Source organism: Candidatus Hydrogenedentota bacterium (assembly GCA_016791475.1).
Lineage (GTDB): Bacteria > Hydrogenedentota > Hydrogenedentia > Hydrogenedentales > JAEUWI01 > JAEUWI01.
In genome coordinates, this window is record JAEUWI010000003.1 from 107791 (window position 1) to 125358 (window position 17568).

Here is a 17568-nt window from a genome sequence, read left to right on the forward strand (position 1 = left end):
CACGGGCGCCCGAACGGGGCAATGCGGCCACCGGACACTTGAGCTTGCTCCGGGCCGGTGAATCCCATGCCGGTGCGGCGTGTCCGCGCGGAATTCCGCAACGTTGTTGGAGTTCCATTACCTTTGCTTGTGTACCGTCCGCCACCACTTTTGTCTCTCTACGCCACCATGGTGTAACCTATTATTACCAATCGGTGACGCCATCGGCGCCCCAGACTTATGGAGTACCCCCTCATGTTTCTGTCCATGCTCATCCTCTCCCTCTCCACCCTTGGCGCCGATGTCCCCGCCACCACTACTTTCCATGTCGCTCCGAACGGAAGTGATTCGGCGGCTGGCAGCCAGGAGGCCCCTTTCGCCTCCCTTGATCGCGTGCAAGCCGCTGTGCGGGACACGATTGCCGCAGGCCTGACCCAACCGATTTCCGTGGAACTCCGCGCGGGCACTTACAGCCTTACCGAGGCGTTGGAATTTGGTCCGGAAGATGGTGGTACAGAGGCCTTCAGCGTCACTTACCGCGCCTTCGAAGGCGAGCACGTTACGATCTCCGGCGGACGCGCCATCACAGGCTGGAAAAAGGCCAAGAGCAATCAGTGGACCGTGGAAATCCCCGAAGCCGCCAACGGCGCATGGTCCTTTCGCGAGCTCTTCAGGGATGGCGAGCGCTTGCCCCGTGGACGCTTCCCGAATGCCCCGGAACTCCTGCGCGTCTCCGGGGTTTCGGAGGATCTCACCGGGATCGTTCTGAGCAACGCACCGGGCGTCGACAACCTCTCGGGCAGTAATGCGGAGCTCGTGATGTTTCAGAACTGGTCCATCTCCCGGGTGCTTGTGGATTCCTCGGCCGACCAGACCCTCAAGCTCAAGAACCCGATGGGATGGGTCGGTCATGGCGATATGACCAGCGCCAGTACGAACAAGCCCACGTATCTCGAAAACGCACTCGCGTTTGTCGATGTACCGGGCGAGTGGTACCTGCACTATGATACCGGACTGTTGACCTATCAGGCGGAAGAAGGGGAAGACCCGAACACGCGCGCCTTCGTCGCACCGGTCGCGGAACAACTACTGTCCGTCAAGGGCACGCCCGAGCAACCTGTGCGCAATCTACATTTCGAGGGGATCACCTTCGAACACACCTACTGGCCGCTGCCCGACTTTGGCTATCTGGGCATTCAGGCGGGCCACTACGGCACCACGGTGAAAGATCCCACCTATGTGCTGCCGCTGGCGCTCGAATTCATCTACGCCGAGGCTTGCGGCCTTACCCGCTGCCACCTCGCGCGGATGGGCGCCTGTGCCGTCGGGTTTGGCGCCGGCACGCGGCGCAATCGTGTGGAAGAATGCACCATTGAAGATATTGGCGGCAACGGCATCATGGTCGGGTGGCGCGGTCATGGTGAGATGGCCCGCCAGTCCAGCGATGAGGACGGTTATCTGGCCGCGGACTGGGCCAATCCCGGCGATGTGCCGATTGAGAATGTTGTCAACGGCAATCTGGTGCAACGTTGTGGTGCGGTAAACCATGGTTGCGTGGGAATCTTCGACGCCTTCGCCCAGAGCACGGCCATCACGCACAATGTAGTGCGGGATCTACCCTACACCGGCATCTCCGTCGGTTTTCGCTGGAATGAATCGGGTACCAGCCAGCGCGGCGGACGAATCGCCTACAACCACGTTTACGACACGATGAAGATGCTGGCCGACGGCGGCTGCCTCTACACCTTGGGCAGCCAGCCGGGAGCGGTAATCCTGGGCAATGTTTTTCATACCGTGCACCGCAGCGCCTACGCCCACGGGGGCGCGCCCAACAACGGTATTTTCTTCGACCAGGGCAGCAAGGGCTTTCACGTCGAGGGCAACACGATCTACGACACCAGCGGCGATCCCATCCGTTTCAACCAGTGTGGTGAAGATTCCATGACCTGGAAAGACAACCAGTTTGGCGTGGGGCGCTGAAAATAATTCCGGAAGGCAATGTTTGAAAATGCTCGCGAACCGTCATTTTGGATGGGCAAGCCGGATCGGGGACCTCGTTATTGTTTGAAGGCGCTATTCCTGATGGCGTCCAGACGAGCGTTGCTTGATTGAGGTGGCACTTCGTGGACTGCGAACATTCTCGTCCAGTCTACTTCAGCAAGGCCAATTCTTTGTGCTTTTTGCGCACGCTTGCAAAACAATAGGGGTAGGGCCTTCTCAACCGAATCCGCATCCTCACAAATACCCCATCGTCTCCAGCCCCTCAATCACCTCGGGGTCGATGCGCTCGATCCCTTCCGTCGGCTCCGCCCCTTCGCTCGCCCCTTCGGCAAGCGTCTTCAACCCCTTCGTCACATATTCCGGCCCAAAAGGATCGCTGTCAACGCCCGCAGGCAGCGCGGAGCGAAAGGGAACTGAGGCCCTCTGATACGCCTTCATCAACGCCCGACCCCGTTCCAGCACTTCGGGCATCTCACGCGCCACATCATGCTTTTCATCCGGGTCCGCCTTTAAATCATAGAGCGCCTCCCGTTCCGGCGGGGCCCAGGGGTTCATTGGCAGGAAATCCGCCGTGCGCGCCTCGGCCGCCATGACATTCTGCAACATCCAGAATTGCGCGTATTCCTGTCCCTCAAGCCAGCGAGGTCCAGCAATGTATTTGTATTGTTCGAAAACTACCGAATGAAGCTGCGCACGGCTCTCGGGAAAGAGGCTGGCATAGATGGGCCCCCTTCTCGGCACATAGCCCCACGCCTCGTCCCGCGCCTGGAAGAGATACTGCCCCGCTTCCGGCGCTCCATAGGCCTCATGGGGTACGTGCAGGCAACGGAGCAGCGTGGGCATGATGTCCACAATGGACACAGGATCTCTCACGCGCCGCGGTGCGAATAGGGAAGGGGCCCAGAGAATCATGGGAATGCGCAAAGTCTCCTCATGAAGATTCCAGGCATGATCCGCGAAGCCGTGCTCCATGAATTCCTCGCCATGATCAGAAACCAGAACAATTACGGTCCTGGAGAGGGTGCCCAGCTTCTCCAGCCCCTCCACATATCGACGAATCGATCCATCGATAAAGGCGATCTCGGCGTCATAGTGTTTTCTTAACTCCGCGAGGCGCGGATCGTCCGCCTTCATTCCGCGGGCCACCAGCGCCGCGGGGTGCACCTCGCTGGCGGGGTCCATGAGCTCCCGGTCGATATCAAATGGCCTGAGAAAGGCCTCCGGCGGATTGTAAGGGGCGTGGGGCGCATAATAGTGCAGATACTGGAACGTGGGTACGTCCCGGTGGCGCTCGGCAAAGGCCAGGGCCGCGTCCGTCAACTTGTCATCCAGGGCGGATGTATTGGGAACGCTGGGAAATAGCTCCGACTCCTGAAAGCTGTCATAGAAGCCTTTAAAGCGCATAACAAAGGAGGTGGAGAAGATACCGGTCCGATATCCCGCCCGCTGGAAGAGACCGGGCAAGTTTTCCTCCATCGGCGCGGGCCGTGCGGTCCAGCCGAGTCCCGATTCGCTCATGGCCGGTGGACGTCCGGTGAGCAGCGCGGCTACGGCCTCGCCGGTAAAGGTGGACGCGGAACGGGCCTCTTCGAAAAGAACACCTTCCTTCGCAAGGCCGTCGATGAAGGGCGAGGTTGGCTTGTCATGGCCAAAGCACCCCAGGTGATCGGGGCGCAGGGTGTCGACGAGTATCACAGCGACGTTGTAACCCGCGCCGGGCGCGGCCGCCTCTTTCTCCTCCGCAGGCCGACAGGCGGTCAGCATGGCCGTACATACGAGCAGGAGCAATAAAGACGAGACTGAGAAGGTGCGCATGAAATGGCCTGCGGGCTGCTAGGGAGTATTGGATGCCTTCGAGGTGAATTCAGCGAGAACAACCGCCTGTACACCCCCAGCATCATAGTAAAAGACCTCGACACCGCGCAATGGCTCGTGAAAGACGAATACGGCGCTGTTCGATTGTTTCTCCACAACCTTGATCCGGTCTTCGCGATCTTCCTCACTAAATCCCGAACGGGCATCGAGGCTCCGAAGCTCCATGGCGCCCGGTGGACCTTCCGGCGCCGGGCCGAAAGAAAAGCGGTAGTCGCGCTGGTACATTCCCGTCGCGAAGAGCGCCTCGGCCACGGGAGTGTCGATGGGATGAGGACCGAAATGCTCCAGCGCCTCAGGCAGACCGGTCCGAAACACCAGGGCCCCCCCGAAGGTGTCGGGCTTATTCACGAGCAGAATCCCGCCGCCTTTGTGTTGCTCCTGGATGCCCGCCACTATCACGCGCGCGATTGTGGCGGCTCCGCGCCAATACAGGACGCCGGAAACAAGCACGGCGGATTGAAAGAGGACGATGGCGCAAAGCGATACCACCCGGGTGCGCCGGACGCACAGACGGGCCAAGCCAAGGCCGAGCCCCATGGCGGCAAAGACAGAGGCCAGATAGAGGTAACGCTCGCCTTCAATCTCACTCAGGTAGATTCGAACGTTGAAAACAGGAACAAGGGCCGCCAAGAAGGCCATTGCACAGAACACACCCGCGGTCGGACGACGCCAGCCGCGCCAGGCCAGCACAAGCAGAAGGGCGATAAAACACCCAAGCCACGCGATGGCCAGCGTGCCTTGCAGGGCGGGCATGGCGTCCAGCAAGCGGGCTGGGAGGGGCGGCAGCAATGCCCGCCACAGGAAATGGCCCAGCGACTGGGCTACAAGATCCGGCTGGGCCCGCAGGTGGCCGTGGGCGCCATAACCGCCGACAAGACTTCCCAACACCGCCCGGCGAAAAAAGAAGTAAAGGACCACGAGGAGAATGTGGGAGAGAAACGCCACGACCTGGGACCGCGGCAAGGCGCTTGCCCTCGATCGGTGCCACATCAACATCAGACACAACATCAAGAGCAGGGGCGCCGAAAAGGCAGACTCCTTCGAGAGCAACGCCAGGCCCAGGCCGGTCACACTGAACACCCAGGCGCGGGAAAGGAAAGAAATCAACATGAGAAGAATGAAAAAGGCCCCCAGGAGGTCGCCCCGGCACGCAATCCACGATACCGCCTCGGCATGACAGCCCAGCACGAGGAACAGGAGCCCCGCAGCCATCGGACCAAAGCGCGAGGCGCGCGCCTGGTCGCCCTGAACGACAAGTGCAAGTTTGATTACCAGCAGGCTGTTTGCGACGTGGAGCGCGATGTTGACGAAGTGGGCGGGAAGGGGGTTGAGCCCCCAGAGTTGATAATCCAGCCAGAAACTCAGCCCTGTAAGCGGGCGAAGGAAGCCCCCGCCTTCCGGCCCCGGCCAGAAGGGCAGCCCGCCCTCAATTACCCTGGCATAATGAAGAAAGTCGTCGCTTGCATACCAGGAAAACAGCGCCGGGGCGTAGAGAAGGCCTCCCACGGCCGAGTACACCGCCACCAACCCCGACCAGTCGCGAAGAGACAGTTCCGGCCCTTCTCCGTCTGGCTGTTCGGCGCCCGACATCGCTATGCCATCAGCGGAGCACACGTGCCCGCGCGACGCATGGCGATGACTTCCCGGTACACGTCCTCGTACTGGTTCACCGCATCATCCCGGCGAAATCCCGTCAAGGCCCGCTCCTGACCTTTGAGCCCCATGTCCCGCGCGAGAGCGTCATTGGTTAAGAGTTCGATCGCGCACTGGGCCATGTGTTCAATATCGCCCACTTCGCACAGGTAGCCCGATACGCCGTGCTCGATCACCTCGGTAATGCCTCCGCTCGCCGTTGCAATAACCGGCACCTTGCACGCCATAGCCTCCAGGGGAACCAATCCGAAGCTCTCGTGCTCGCTGGGCTGGATCACCAGATCCGCACAGGGGATAATCGTTTCCACGTTCTCGTAGTTGCCCAGATACTTTATCCGGTCCGAGATGCCGAGCTGTTTGGCCACACCCACCGCCGCCATGCGCTCCGGCCCTTCTCCGACCATGACCAGCGTGGCGTCGACCTTTTCCAGCACCCGCTTGAACACACGCACCACGTCGGTGACGCGCTTCACGGGGCGGAAGTTGGATATGTGCATGATGATCTTCGAGCCATCACAACCCAGCTCGCAGCGATTGGTCACGCTCCCGTTGAATTTCTCGTGGTCCAGAAAATTGTAGACCGTGCGCACGGGCCGTTCCAGCTTGAACTCCCGCATGGTTTCGTCGTTGAGCCACTGGGAAACCGCCGTGACCGCGCAGCTTCGCTCCATCGCGAATTTCGTCACACGAAAAAAGGACGGATCGCTGCCCACCAGCGTGATGTCCGTACCGTGGAGCGTGGTTACAATGCCGAATCGCTTCTCTTCGGGAAGCATCTCGTTGGCAAAAATTGCCGCGGCCGCATTGGGAATCGCGTAGTGGGCGTGCCAGATATCGATGTCATATTCTTCCGCCACATCGGCGATTTTGGTGGCCAGCGCCAGGGAATAGGGCGGCGTACGGAACAGGGGATACGATACCGCGTCGACCACGTGAAAGAGGAGGTTGGAGCGGTACTCTTTGTGGCGAAAAGGCGGCTCGGACGTGACAAAGTGCACCGTATGGCCGCGGTCGGCCAGCGCAAAGCCCAGTTCGGTCGCCATGATGCCGCTGCCGCCGGCGGAGGGATGGCATGTAATGCCGATTTTCATGTGTGCTTCTCCAGTTCCGGCGGCAGGTCCATGGCCACCGGTAGTGTGCCATAGAGCGGCTCGCCGTAGCGAACGCCGATGCGGGCCCCCCAGTATTCGGCTCGGGTCGTAATACCCTCCCAGAATGCGGACGAGGCGATCAGGGTCTCGGGCCCGGTATAGTCGGGGTTGTAAAATTGGGATCGGAAAGCGCGCAGCGCAGTCAGCTTATGCTCAAAGACGGCGGAAATATCAACCACGTGCGTCGGGGATTCTTCGTCTGATTCGTACGCGCGATAATAGTAAACTGTGCCCGCGCGATGAGGGGCTTGTCCCGTATCCACGCCATGGACACCGGCAAAAAAGTTGGCGTCCCGCACCAGCGAATGGGCCGCGCTATGATCCGGATGGCGATCGGGCGCCATCGGGGCCAACAGCAAGGCCGGTTTCAATTCACGCAGTATACGTATCAATACGAGACGCTGCTCCGGCGTATTCATGATGCCACCGTCTGGAAGTCCCGCATTGCGCCGCCCCAGAATGCCCAGCAGTCTCGCGGACTCCAGGGCCTCGACTTTACGCTCGGCCGCGGTGCCCCGTGAACCCAGCTCGCCTTTGGTCAGATCGAGCACCACCGCGGACTTCCCAGCCCGGCCGAGCTTGCACAGCAGGCCGCCCACGCCCAGGTCGGCGTCGTCCGGGTGAGCGCCTATCGCCAACACGTCTATACTCACAACTCCACCTCCTGCAGGGAAAAATCATTATGATCCAGGGTGGCGGTCAATCTCGGCACGAGTTCCCAACCATACTGAAACAGCCAGGAGAAGATCGTATAGTGCCGTTCCTGGGGCTTGCGTCCGGGGGCCAGTTCCGTACCCAGGCGCGCGAGCTGGCTGCGCACGGTGGCGGTGCGGCCTTCATCGGCCCGGAGCAGCGAGCGCTCCAGATAGTCCAGACCCTGGCGTACCTGCGCCTGAAATTGCCTGCCGAGCGGCAGCGCCTGTCGGCCCGCCTTGCCGAGCGCGTCGAAGTCCCGCTCCATCCCTTCGAGCTCACGGATGATGGCATCCGCGCGGCCGGTCAATACGGCCAACGACGGATCCTGTGCGGCGCTGCGCAGTGCACGCTCTTCCAATGATTCCGCTGGGGCGTAAAGATCCCCAATCCGCAATTTGTACTTCTCCAGAAGCTTGTTGGATTTCAGGCTGGTGAGGGCCGCGCGCATGCGTGGATAAACGATCGGCATCGGACGTTCGAAGAACTCGAAGACTTCCTTTAGCTGGCCCCAATAGGCCACTTCGCCGGGACCGGCCACATAGGAACGCACTGGAAACAAGGTCTGTTGCACGATACAACGAAGCCCCACATTGGCCGTGAACACTCCCGGCTCCCGATGGAGCAATTCGAGCAATTCCGCCTCGCTGAATCGCTCACCCGTATCCGGAAGTATGAAAAGACCTTCCCCATGGCGAACTCTACAGCGCACGCCCGCGCGTTCGAGGAAGAAATTGCAGGTATCGTCACCCTTCACGACCTGAGCGCCATAGCCCGCGGATTCCAGGCGCGCGCCGCCTTCGTTCAGGAGCCGCGTGCTCGCCAGCGGATGGCGTATTTCGCGCTCAAAGACCGGAATGGCAAGCTCGCGGGCTTCGGGGAGTTCGGGCGTGAAGATGACCAGGGGCGTGTCGCGAAAAAGACGCGCCATGAGCCGGGCATGCCATTCCGAGAGATTTGCCGAGGCCTGAAGGCTCTCGTGGAGAAAACCCAGGATTTCGCCGGAAAATTCCGAACCCGGAGCCTGGGCCGCGGCCAACTCGGCCAGATCATGCAGTTCATCGCGCACGGGCAGCCGGTAGATGGAGCTCGCCACTTGTCCAGGCGCGGGCAACAGGGCTAAGGAAACATCCACATGGTTCCTGCTCAGCAGGTGGGCTTCACGAATCTCATCAAAATCATGATCATCGCCGCCGACCCAATATATGGGAAGGAATGCGTGGCCCGACGTTTCCGAGGCGGCTTGAGCGAGCTTTATCGCGGTGATGGCCTTGTAAATCGTGTACAGGGGACCGGTAAAAATGCCCGGCTGTTGCCCGGTGATAAACACCCCCTCGTCACCGCGCAGCGTGCCGTTGCTTCCGATGTGAGCCTGGTAGCGCCGGATCCCGTCCACGAGCGAAGCGTTCCAGGGGGCGGGGGAGAGGTCCGCACCCGTCACGCCACGGGGTACACCCGCGTAGAACTTCATGAGCTCCGGATGGCCCGCCAGGTAATCCTCGATCAGGGAAGCCATGGTTAGAGCCGCGTTCCGACGACGATCTGTCGCGGTGTGTCTTCCCGCACGGGATCACCGTCGTAGTTGCCATAGCATGACTCCATGCGAAGGCCCGCACGCTCCAGCAAGGCCAGCAACTCTGAGCGTTCATAGAGGCGTACCGACTCTGAGCTACGGTTAATGATGGCGCCGTCACGTTCGACCTCGGTGATTTTGTTCACGCGCCTGGTGGTCTCGTCAATCCAGCGGCGTTCACGAATCTCAAATCTCCCTGAAACGCGAAGAGATTCCGGATCCAGGTGAGCCCGCAAGTAGGCGGGGTTCAAGTAGTCCACAAAGAAGCGGCCACCCGGCTTGAGCGCCCGGGCAATGCCCTGGGCCACGGCGAGATTCTCAGACTCGCTGCAGAAATATCCGAAGCTAGTGAAGAAATTGGCCAGCGCATCGAAAGCGCCCCTGAAGGGAATGGCCCGCATATCGCCACGCAGCAAATGGCCGGTCGTACCCAATTGCTTCCGCGCAATCTCCAGCAGGTCGGGGGAGTAGTCGAGCCCGACCACGTGGGGCGTATGCTTAAGCAGGTGGACCATGTGTCGACCGTTTCCGCAACACAAATCCAGCACGGAACAGGACTTGCAGAGGCGAAGCTGCTCGATCGCAAAGGCGGATTCCGCCGTGGCGGCCTCCACGGTCCGGTGGGCGTAGACAACCGGATACAGGGCGTCAAAGGCATGGGCAAACCAGTCCTTTTCCACCGTGCGCTCGGTCGACTTCGTGTTCAATACAACCATCCTGATGGCGTTCTCCGGGCTCCGGTGCCGTGTGGAGCCTCGAATAGATTCACGGAAATTTTGTTTCCGTGTCAATCATTGGGAACAACAATTAAATATCGTCCCCGGAATCGCCCACCGTGTGGAGCTTCAACATATTGGTCCGCCCGCCCTCCGCCAGAGGGGTGCCGGCAACAATAATGATCGTGTCGCCCTCCGCAGCCGCCTTGTGTCGAAGCAATTGCTCTTCCACTTCATGCACCATGACTTCGATAAGATCGAAATCCTTGGTCAGTACGGCGGAAACGCCCCACATGATGGCGCACTTGCGGCAGGTAGACTCACGATTGGTGATCGCCGTAATGCGAACACGAGGGCGATAACGGGCGATGGCGCCGGCCGTGTATCCGGTCTTGGTGAAGCAGACAATCCGGGTGATATCCAGGCTCTCGCACATGCGAAAGACCGCCTGGCCGATAGCGTCGGCATAGGAGTTCAGGTGAACGCCACGCATGCCCTCGCGCCGCTTCTTCAGTTCGTCCCGGCGCAATTCGCGCATGCGTCGGTCCGTCGAGGTCCGCTGTGTCTCCGCATCGGTTTTCGCGGCCACGCGGGCCATCACGGTGCAGGCCTCCACGGGATACTTGCCCGATGCCGTCTCCGCGGAGAGCATGACCGCGTCCGTGCCGTCATAGATGGCATTGGCCACATCGGTAACTTCGGCCCGGGTGGGTCTCCCGGCATAGACCATGGACTCAAGCATCTGCGTCGCCGTAATAACCGGCACGCCGAGCTCGTTGCAGGAGTTGATTAGCGTCTTCTGGATACTGGGGACGTCTTCAAAGTTCACTTCGACACCCAGATCACCCCGGGCGACCATGACGGCATCGCTGAGTGCGGCAATCTCTTTGATATGGACCAGCGCTTCCGGGCGCTCGATTTTTGCGACGATCCCGATATCGGAATTGGATTCCCGGAGGAGCTCCCGCAGCCCTCGGATATCGTCGGGTGAGCGGACGAAGGAAAGGGCGACAAAATCTACCTTTTCGGCGATACTGAGGGCTACGTCGATGCGATCTTTGTCCGTCAGGGAGGGTTCGGCAATGGACACGCCCGGAAGATTGATTCCCTTGCTCTCGCCCAGTTCTCCGCCGCGCACCACCGTGCAATGGACTTCGGGAGGAGCGACGCTCTCCACGCAAAGTTCCAGGGTGCCGTCGGAAAGCAGAATGCGGTCTCCCGGTTTGACGTCGTGGGGGAGATTGGCGTAGGTCGTGGAGATGCGATTCACATCGCCGACGATCTTATCGGTGGTAACCGTGATGCTGGCGCCGGGCTCCAGATTGACCACGTGGGGAGGGATGAGCTTCCCGGTCCGTATTTTCGGCCCCTGCAGATCCATAAGAATCGCCACATTGGCATTTTTTCGCGCGGACACTTCGCGGATGATTTTGATCCGCTCCTTGTGCGATTCGTGGCTGCCGTGGGAGAAATTGAGGCGGGCCACGTCCATGCCCGCATCAATCAGCCTCTCGATCATTTCGGGACTACACGACGCGGGCCCGATGGTACACACTATTTTGGTTTGACGGCGCATGGTTATTCCCAGGACTCGAAGGCGCGATAAATTGCGGTTACCGCCCGCTCCAGAGACTCTTCCTCTACCCCGACGATAATGTTCATCTCCGACGATCCCTGATCGATAACGCGAACATTCACGTTAGCCTCCGCCAGAGCCGTAAATAGACGTGCGGCCACCCCGATATGATGGTTCATTCCCAGACCCACCGTGGCGACCATAGCCAGACCCGACACCAGCCCTATGCTATCGGGTTGGCAGCGCCGTTGCAAGTCGTCGACCAGCTTATCGCCCAGACCGCCAATTTCTTCGTCCCGGAGAATGATGGACATGGTGTCGATGCCGGTGGGCATGTGTTCCCAACCAATGCCGTGCTCTTCAAGCACGGTAAGCGCCCTTCGGCCGAAACCCCGCTCGCGGTTCATCAGCGTCTTCTCAATATTGATCATGCTGAAGCCCCGGCGTCCTGCGATACCGCAGAGGGGGTGCTTGCTTTCCCGGCTGGCTACAATCAGGGTGCCGGGGTTTTCGGGTTCCCGGGTGCTTCGTATCTGAATCGGGATTCCAGGTTCGCGCACGGGATAAATCGCTTCGTCGTGCAGTACCGTGGCGCCCATGTACGACAATTCGCGCAGTTCCTGATAGGTGACCTCGTCGATGCGGCGCGGCTTGTCCACAATGCGCGGATCGGCCATGAGGAAGCCAGGCACGTCGGTCCAGTTCTCGTAGAGATCCGAGCCCGTTGCGCGCGCCACGATAGACCCCGTAACGTCGCTGCCCCCTCGTGAAAAAGTCTTGATGCGACCATCGGGCATGGCGCCATAAAAACCGGGCACTACATACAGACCGTCGCCCGAGAGCCGCTCACCGAGCAATCCGTAGGTCGCGGAATCGAAGTCGCCGCTGTTGGTGAAGCGGATACATTCTGCGGGGTCCACAAATTCAGCCCCAAGCAGGGCCGCAACCAGGCGACCGTTAAGGTATTCGCCGCGGGAAGCCATGAAGTCGGGCGTCGATTCGCGGGGAGCCCGGGCCTCAATCTCGTCGAGCAGCGCGGCTAAATCGATGCCGACATTAAGCTCCCGGGCCAGTTCTTCAAAGCGCTGCCGGATGATACGTTTTGGCTCGGACGGGTCCAGCCCCTGGGCGGCAATACCGTGCCAGGCATAGAGGAGGTCCGTGACCTTCTTGTCGGAGTCAAAACGCTTTCCGGGGGCCGAAGGAACCACGAAACGGCGGGCGGGGTCGGCCTTGACGATGGATTCCATGATACGAATGTTGGTAGCGTCGGCCAGCGAGGTGCCGCCAAATTTGCAGGTGATTTTCTTCAATTCCGGGGACTCCAGAGCTTGGGGGAAACAGGTTGGAACCTCGCTCCCGGCACGTGAAGTGAGTGCGGGAGTCAGGTGTTGAATCCGGGCGACGGACCTTGGCCGGCGATCAGGGCAACATGTCCGTGATCAGACGGCCCACATCGTTCCAGGTCACGAATAGCATGAGGCCGATGATCAGAACCAGACCGACGGTCTGGTATCGCTCCAGCACCACCATGCTGACGGGTTTTCGCCGGATTCCTTCTATTCCATTGATGAGAATCTGGCCGCCGTCGAGCACAGGCAGAGGCAGGAGATTAAATACGAACAGATTGATGCTGATGAGGGCCGTGATGTCCAGCAGTCGCCCCCAGCCCATCTGGGCTGCGTCGCGTGTGACCTGGAAGATCATGACCGGTCCCCCGAGATCCTTCGGGCTCACATCCCGCATGGCGAGGGCCTTAAGCGTAAGCAGGGTCTGCGCAACCGCCGTATAGCTCTTGTTGAGGGCCGCCGGAATGATCTGTGAAACCGATACGCGGTGAAACACCGTCTTCGGCGCCATGGAAATACCAATCGCACGCACCGAGTCCACCGGGAGATCGAGTTTCAATTCCTTGCCGCGCTGAAGAAGGCCGAAAAGGATCGCGGGACGTTCCACGCTGACCGAAAGGGTCTGGCCGGGGCTGGCCATCAATTTGTCCTGAAGAGATTTCAAGGTAACCGCTTCGCCATTGACCGCCGTAATCTTGTCTTTCCGCTGAAGCCCGGTGCTCTTTTCGAATGCCTCTTCCACAAACGATACCACGGGAACGGCCTTCTCCGGCTCTTCCGAGCCGCGGGGAGCGCCCCAGGCGACGGCCTTCAGGCGTCCAACGGTTTTGGGAGCCAGCGAGAGATGAATCTTTTCACCGGCCCGATCAACCAGCAGATCGAGGCTCTGCCCCTCCGGCATGTCCTGGGTCAATTCGAGAAAGGTGGAGGTATCCACCGCCGCCCCATTGGCACGGAGGATGATGTCGTCCGCCTGCAACCCGGCCGCCTCCGCGGGGGTTTCGGGAAGAATGCTCGCTATCAGCACCGCCGAAAAGGGCTCCACGCCAAAGCGGGGATAGCGCTCCTCGTCCTTCCGCGCAGGCATCACTTCACAGCGATAGTAGGTCTTGGAATCATCCGCGCCGGTGCGTTCGATTACGAAGTCGTGGGACATTTCGTCCCCATGCAAGAGGGCATTCACCGCCAGCGCCGGCACGATATTCTCTATCGGCGCCCCGTTCATCGACACAATCAGGTCGCCGGGTTGCCAGCCCACCGCGTCCGGCTCGCCCGTCATGTCCGGCGTGTCCGTCGCACTGGCCATCTTGTACAGCTTCGCCGTGGCCGCCGGATAGTCCTTCTCCACCTTGCCGATGCGCGGGGAAAGAACGGATTCGGGCACTTGCTCGCCGACGCCGACCAGCACGCCGTAGAGCACCACCGCGAGCAGGAGGTTCGCCACCGGCCCGGCCAGCAGCACAATCATGCGCTGCCACACGGGCTTGTTGTTAAACCAGCGATCCGGCGGAATGCTGCCGTACTCGCGCTCACGTTCCTCCTCGGAGAGCGGCGCGTCTTCCTGGCCCGCCATCTTAACGAAACCGCCGATGGGGAGAGCGCCGATACAATAGTCCGTCTCGCCCCACTTGAAGCCGATCACGCGGGGCGGCATGCCCACGCTGAAGCGGTCGACATAAATGTTGCAGGCTTTCGCTGCCAGAAAGTGCCCCATCTCGTGAAAGAACACCAGAAAACTCAGCACCAGCAGGAAAATTAAAACACTCGTCATTTCGTCATGATCCTAGTAGTTTGACCATTTCCCGCGCTCGGGCGCGAGCCTCGCCATCCGCAGCCATGATCGACTCAAGACTGTAATCCTGAGCGGGAGTTATCCCGTCACAAACACGACCGACCACGTCGCTTATCCCGAGAAAGGGCAAGCGATGGTTGCAAAAAGCCTCCACCGCTATCTCGTTGGCGGCATTCAACACTGCGGGCGCCGTGCCACCAACTGCCGCCGCCTGGCGCGCATACGCGAGGCAAGGAAACGCGCTGAAATCGGGCGTGTCAAAGGTAAGGGCCTTCAACCCGGCCAGATTGAGCCGTTCCATGGGTAATTCTACCCGTTCCGGGTAGGTAAGTGCGAACAGGATGGGGAATTTCATATCCGTAACCCCCATATGGGCGAGGATATTACCGTCCGTAAACTCCACCAGACTGTGAATAATGCTCTGGGGGTGAATCACCACGTCGATCTGATCGGGGCGCAAATCAAAAAGCCACATCGCCTCCACGATCTCCAGCCCCTTGTTCATCAAGGTCGCCGAATCCACACTAATCTTCGCGCCCATATCCCAGGTGGGGTGACGGGTCGCTTCTTCCGGGCGGACCTGGGCGAGACTTTCCCGGGGGCGACCATAGAAGGGCCCGCCCGACGCCGTCAAGTGAACCGTAAGTATATCGCCATGGGCATGGCCCATGGAGCACTGAAAAATCGCACTGTGCTCGCTGTCCACCGGAAGCACTTCCACGCCCCGGGCCGCGGCGCGCTCCATGATCAGCTTGCCCGCCATCACGAAGGGCTCTTTGTTGGCGACCGCCACCCGGTTTCCGGCGTCTATGGCGGCCAGCAGCGGATCCAGTCCGGCCGCGCCCACCATGGCGCAGAGGACGGTATCCACGGGAAGGGCGGCAAGCCGGGTAAGCGGAGCGGGGCCGTCCAGCACGATGGGACCGAGATCCATTTCCGCAAGCACGCCTCCGGCACAGGAATCGGACATGGCGGCGTAGCGGGGAGTAAATTCGCGAATCTGCGCGGCGAGCAGGTCCACATTGCGGTGAGCGCCAAGTCCAACCACGTTGAAGTGCTCGGGATATCGGCGGACCACTTCGAGGGCACTCTTGCCGATCGAGCCTGTGGAGCCCAGAATGATAATGTCTTTTTTCATCGAGGGACCGTTATTCCTGCACGGTCCGAGCGGCATTCCGTGCCCGGACCGAGGCCAAGTACTGCGCCATGGACTGTCGGCGCAGGTAACGCTCCTTGAGCAGGGCCTTGATCTCGTCCGCCGTCCCCATCTTCATGATTTCCACCGCGAGGGACTTGGCCTCCTTGTAGTTGATTTCGGCGATTTCGGCGCGCACCTGAGGCAGAGAAACCGAGGACATGCTCAGCGAGGTTACCCCGAGACCGATCAGCACTTCGGTGTACAGAGGATCGCCCGCCATCTCGCCGCAGATAGAGCAGGGGATACCCGAGCGGGTCGCGGCGTTGCAGGTCCACTTGATCATCCGGAGTACCGCGGGATGGGCCGGCTCGTAGAGGTGGGCGATCTTTTCATTGACGCGGTCCACCGCCAGAGAATACTGGATGAGGTCATTGGTGCCGATACTGAAGAAATCACATTCCTGCGAGAGGACATCCGTGAGTGTTACGGCGGAGGGCACCTCGATCATGGATCCAATCTTGATATCCCGGTCGTACTCGATTCCTTCCGCTTCCAGCTCCAGGGCGACATCCTCCACCACCTGCTTCACGCGGCGCAATTCTTCGAGACCGCTGATCATCGGAAACATGACTTGAATATTGCCCAGCGCCGAGGCGCGCAACATGGCGCGCAACTGGGGGCGAAACACATCGAGTCGCTCCAGGCAGAAGCGAACGGCGCGCCAGCCAAGTTGGGGGTTGTCTTCTTTCGAAATCTGGAGGTGGGAGACCAGTTTGTCTCCCCCGATGTCCATCGTTCGCAGGGTAACCTGCGCGGGATGCATCGTCTCAGCCGCTTTGCGATAAGCCTGGTACTGTTCCTCCTCGCTCGGCAGCGTGTTCCGGTTGAGGAAGAGGTATTCCGTCCGAAACAGCCCGATGCCCTCGGCACTGGAACGCAACTCGGGAACCAACTCGAAGGGAAGCTCGATATTGGCCAGCGTCGGTATGGAAACACCGTCCCGGGTCACGGAGGGACCCAGATGGAGCACACTCCGGAGCGCCTCGCGCATCTCCGTCTGCTTGCGCCGCTCTTCCTCGTAGTGGGCGAGGGTCTCCGCGGACGGATTGGCCACGAAAACGCCCTCGTTCCCGTCGACGATGACCGGGGTGCTCTGCGATACCAGAAGCGAGGCGTGCCGAAGGCCCATGACGGCGGGGATCTCCAGGGCACGGGCGAGAATCGCGGTGTGGGAGGTGGCGCTTCCGGAGTCCAGGGCCATGCCCAGCACTTTGGCCCGGTCCATGGTGGCCGTATCCGATGGCGGTATATCGTGCGCCAGCAATACGCCGGGGGCGGGAAGTTCGTGGAGGTGTGGCCGTTCTTCGTCCAGCAGGTTGCGCAGCAGGCGGTCCATTACGTCCAGCAGATCGGCGGTCCGCGCCTGGAAACGGGCATCATCCACCGCCGAGAGGATGGCCGCATAGTGGCGACTCAACTCATCCAGGATGGATTCCGCATTAACTTTTTCCTCCACGATGCGGTTCTTGACCTCGTCGAGAATCGCAACATCTTCGAGCACCAGCAGGTGGGCCTTGAAAATGTCCGCATGCCCCTCGCCAAGATCCTGAATGGTCTTCCGGTGAAGGTTCTGCAGATAGGCGCGGGTCTTCGATACGGCCAACTCGAATCGCTTCAGTTCCGCCGCCGGGTCCTCGACCTCGTACTTGGGAACTTCGAAGCGATCCTGGCCAAACAGGATCGCGGATCCTATCGCGATGCCCGGAGACACGCCTATGCCGCGGAGAACAGACTCCACTTAGTTTTCTCCAAACCCCGAAGCAAAAAGCGCGCGAATGGCATCCATCGTCGCTTCAGCGTCGTTGCCTTTGCATGTAATCGTGAGCCGGCTGCCCTGGGTCGCCGCCAGGGTCAAGAGACCCATGATACTCTTGGCGTTCACCCGGCTGCCATTGAAGGAAATGAAGACGTCGGACTGGAAAACCAGTACGCATTGCACCAGAGCCGCCGCCGGGCGCGCATGAATGCCCAGCTTGTTGACCACGGTAAGCTCTTCGGAAATGTCCTGCATA

The 17568-nt window shown here is 60.4% G+C and carries 13 protein-coding genes; 1 reads left to right on the forward strand and 12 read right to left on the reverse strand.

Going from position 1 to position 17568, the window contains the following annotated elements; all coding sequences use genetic code 11:
* Positions 1-234: 234 nt before the first annotated feature.
* Entirely contained in the window at positions 235-1959 is a 1725-nt protein-coding gene (locus JNK74_02565) for a right-handed parallel beta-helix repeat-containing protein (GenBank protein ID MBL7645051.1), read from the forward strand.
* A 255-nt stretch (positions 1960-2214) separates the two neighbouring features.
* On the opposite strand, the gene JNK74_02570 is transcribed toward JNK74_02565, so the two are convergent.
* From JNK74_02570 to JNK74_02625, 12 genes are all read right to left on the reverse strand, one after another.
* Positions 2215-3795, reverse strand: a complete 1581-nt coding sequence (locus tag JNK74_02570) for a sulfatase (protein ID MBL7645052.1) — start codon at positions 3793-3795, stop codon at positions 2215-2217.
* 18 nt (positions 3796-3813) lie between these two features.
* Positions 3814-5445, reverse strand: coding sequence for a hypothetical protein (locus tag JNK74_02575; protein MBL7645053.1), 1632 nt, complete (start codon positions 5443-5445; stop codon positions 3814-3816).
* 2 nt (positions 5446-5447) lie between these two features.
* The gene (gene bshA / locus JNK74_02580) at positions 5448-6599 is read right to left on the reverse strand and encodes an N-acetyl-alpha-D-glucosaminyl L-malate synthase BshA (protein MBL7645054.1); all 1152 of its coding nucleotides are present in this window, start codon (positions 6597-6599) and stop codon (positions 5448-5450) included.
* The gene (bshB1, locus tag JNK74_02585) at positions 6596-7312 is read right to left on the reverse strand and encodes a bacillithiol biosynthesis deacetylase BshB1 (GenBank protein MBL7645055.1); all 717 of its coding nucleotides are present in this window, start codon (positions 7310-7312) and stop codon (positions 6596-6598) included. Before bshB1 ends, bshA begins: the two co-directional genes overlap by 4 nt.
* Positions 7309-8868 (reverse strand): bacillithiol biosynthesis cysteine-adding enzyme BshC, encoded by a 1560-nt coding sequence (bshC, locus tag JNK74_02590; protein ID MBL7645056.1) that lies wholly within the window; start codon positions 8866-8868, stop codon positions 7309-7311. Before bshC ends, bshB1 begins: the two co-directional genes overlap by 4 nt.
* A 2-nt stretch (positions 8869-8870) precedes the next feature.
* Positions 8871-9632 carry a class I SAM-dependent methyltransferase gene (locus JNK74_02595; protein ID MBL7645057.1) on the reverse strand — a complete coding sequence of 254 codons (762 nt, stop codon included), beginning with the start codon at positions 9630-9632 and terminating at the stop codon, positions 8871-8873.
* Positions 9633-9732: 100 nt separating this feature from the next.
* A complete protein-coding gene (gene pyk, locus JNK74_02600) occupies positions 9733-11217 on the reverse strand; it encodes a pyruvate kinase (protein MBL7645058.1) in 1485 nt (494 codons plus the stop codon).
* Between the two features lie 2 nt (positions 11218-11219).
* Positions 11220-12530, reverse strand: a complete 1311-nt coding sequence (locus JNK74_02605) for an aspartate kinase (protein MBL7645059.1) — start codon at positions 12528-12530, stop codon at positions 11220-11222.
* A 109-nt stretch (positions 12531-12639) separates the two neighbouring features.
* The gene (locus JNK74_02610; GenBank protein MBL7645060.1) at positions 12640-14337 is read right to left on the reverse strand and encodes a site-2 protease family protein; all 1698 of its coding nucleotides are present in this window, start codon (positions 14335-14337) and stop codon (positions 12640-12642) included.
* A gap of 4 nt (positions 14338-14341) precedes the next feature.
* A complete protein-coding gene (locus JNK74_02615; GenBank protein ID MBL7645061.1) occupies positions 14342-15496 on the reverse strand; it encodes a 1-deoxy-D-xylulose-5-phosphate reductoisomerase in 1155 nt (384 codons plus the stop codon).
* A gap of 10 nt (positions 15497-15506) precedes the next feature.
* Positions 15507-17294: a phosphoenolpyruvate--protein phosphotransferase gene (gene ptsP, locus JNK74_02620; GenBank protein ID MBL7645062.1), complete on the reverse strand. Its 1788-nt coding sequence runs from the start codon at positions 17292-17294 to the stop codon at positions 15507-15509.
* Positions 17295-17567 carry an HPr family phosphocarrier protein gene (locus JNK74_02625; protein MBL7645063.1) on the reverse strand — a complete coding sequence of 91 codons (273 nt, stop codon included), beginning with the start codon at positions 17565-17567 and terminating at the stop codon, positions 17295-17297.
* Position 17568: the final 1 nt, after the last annotated feature.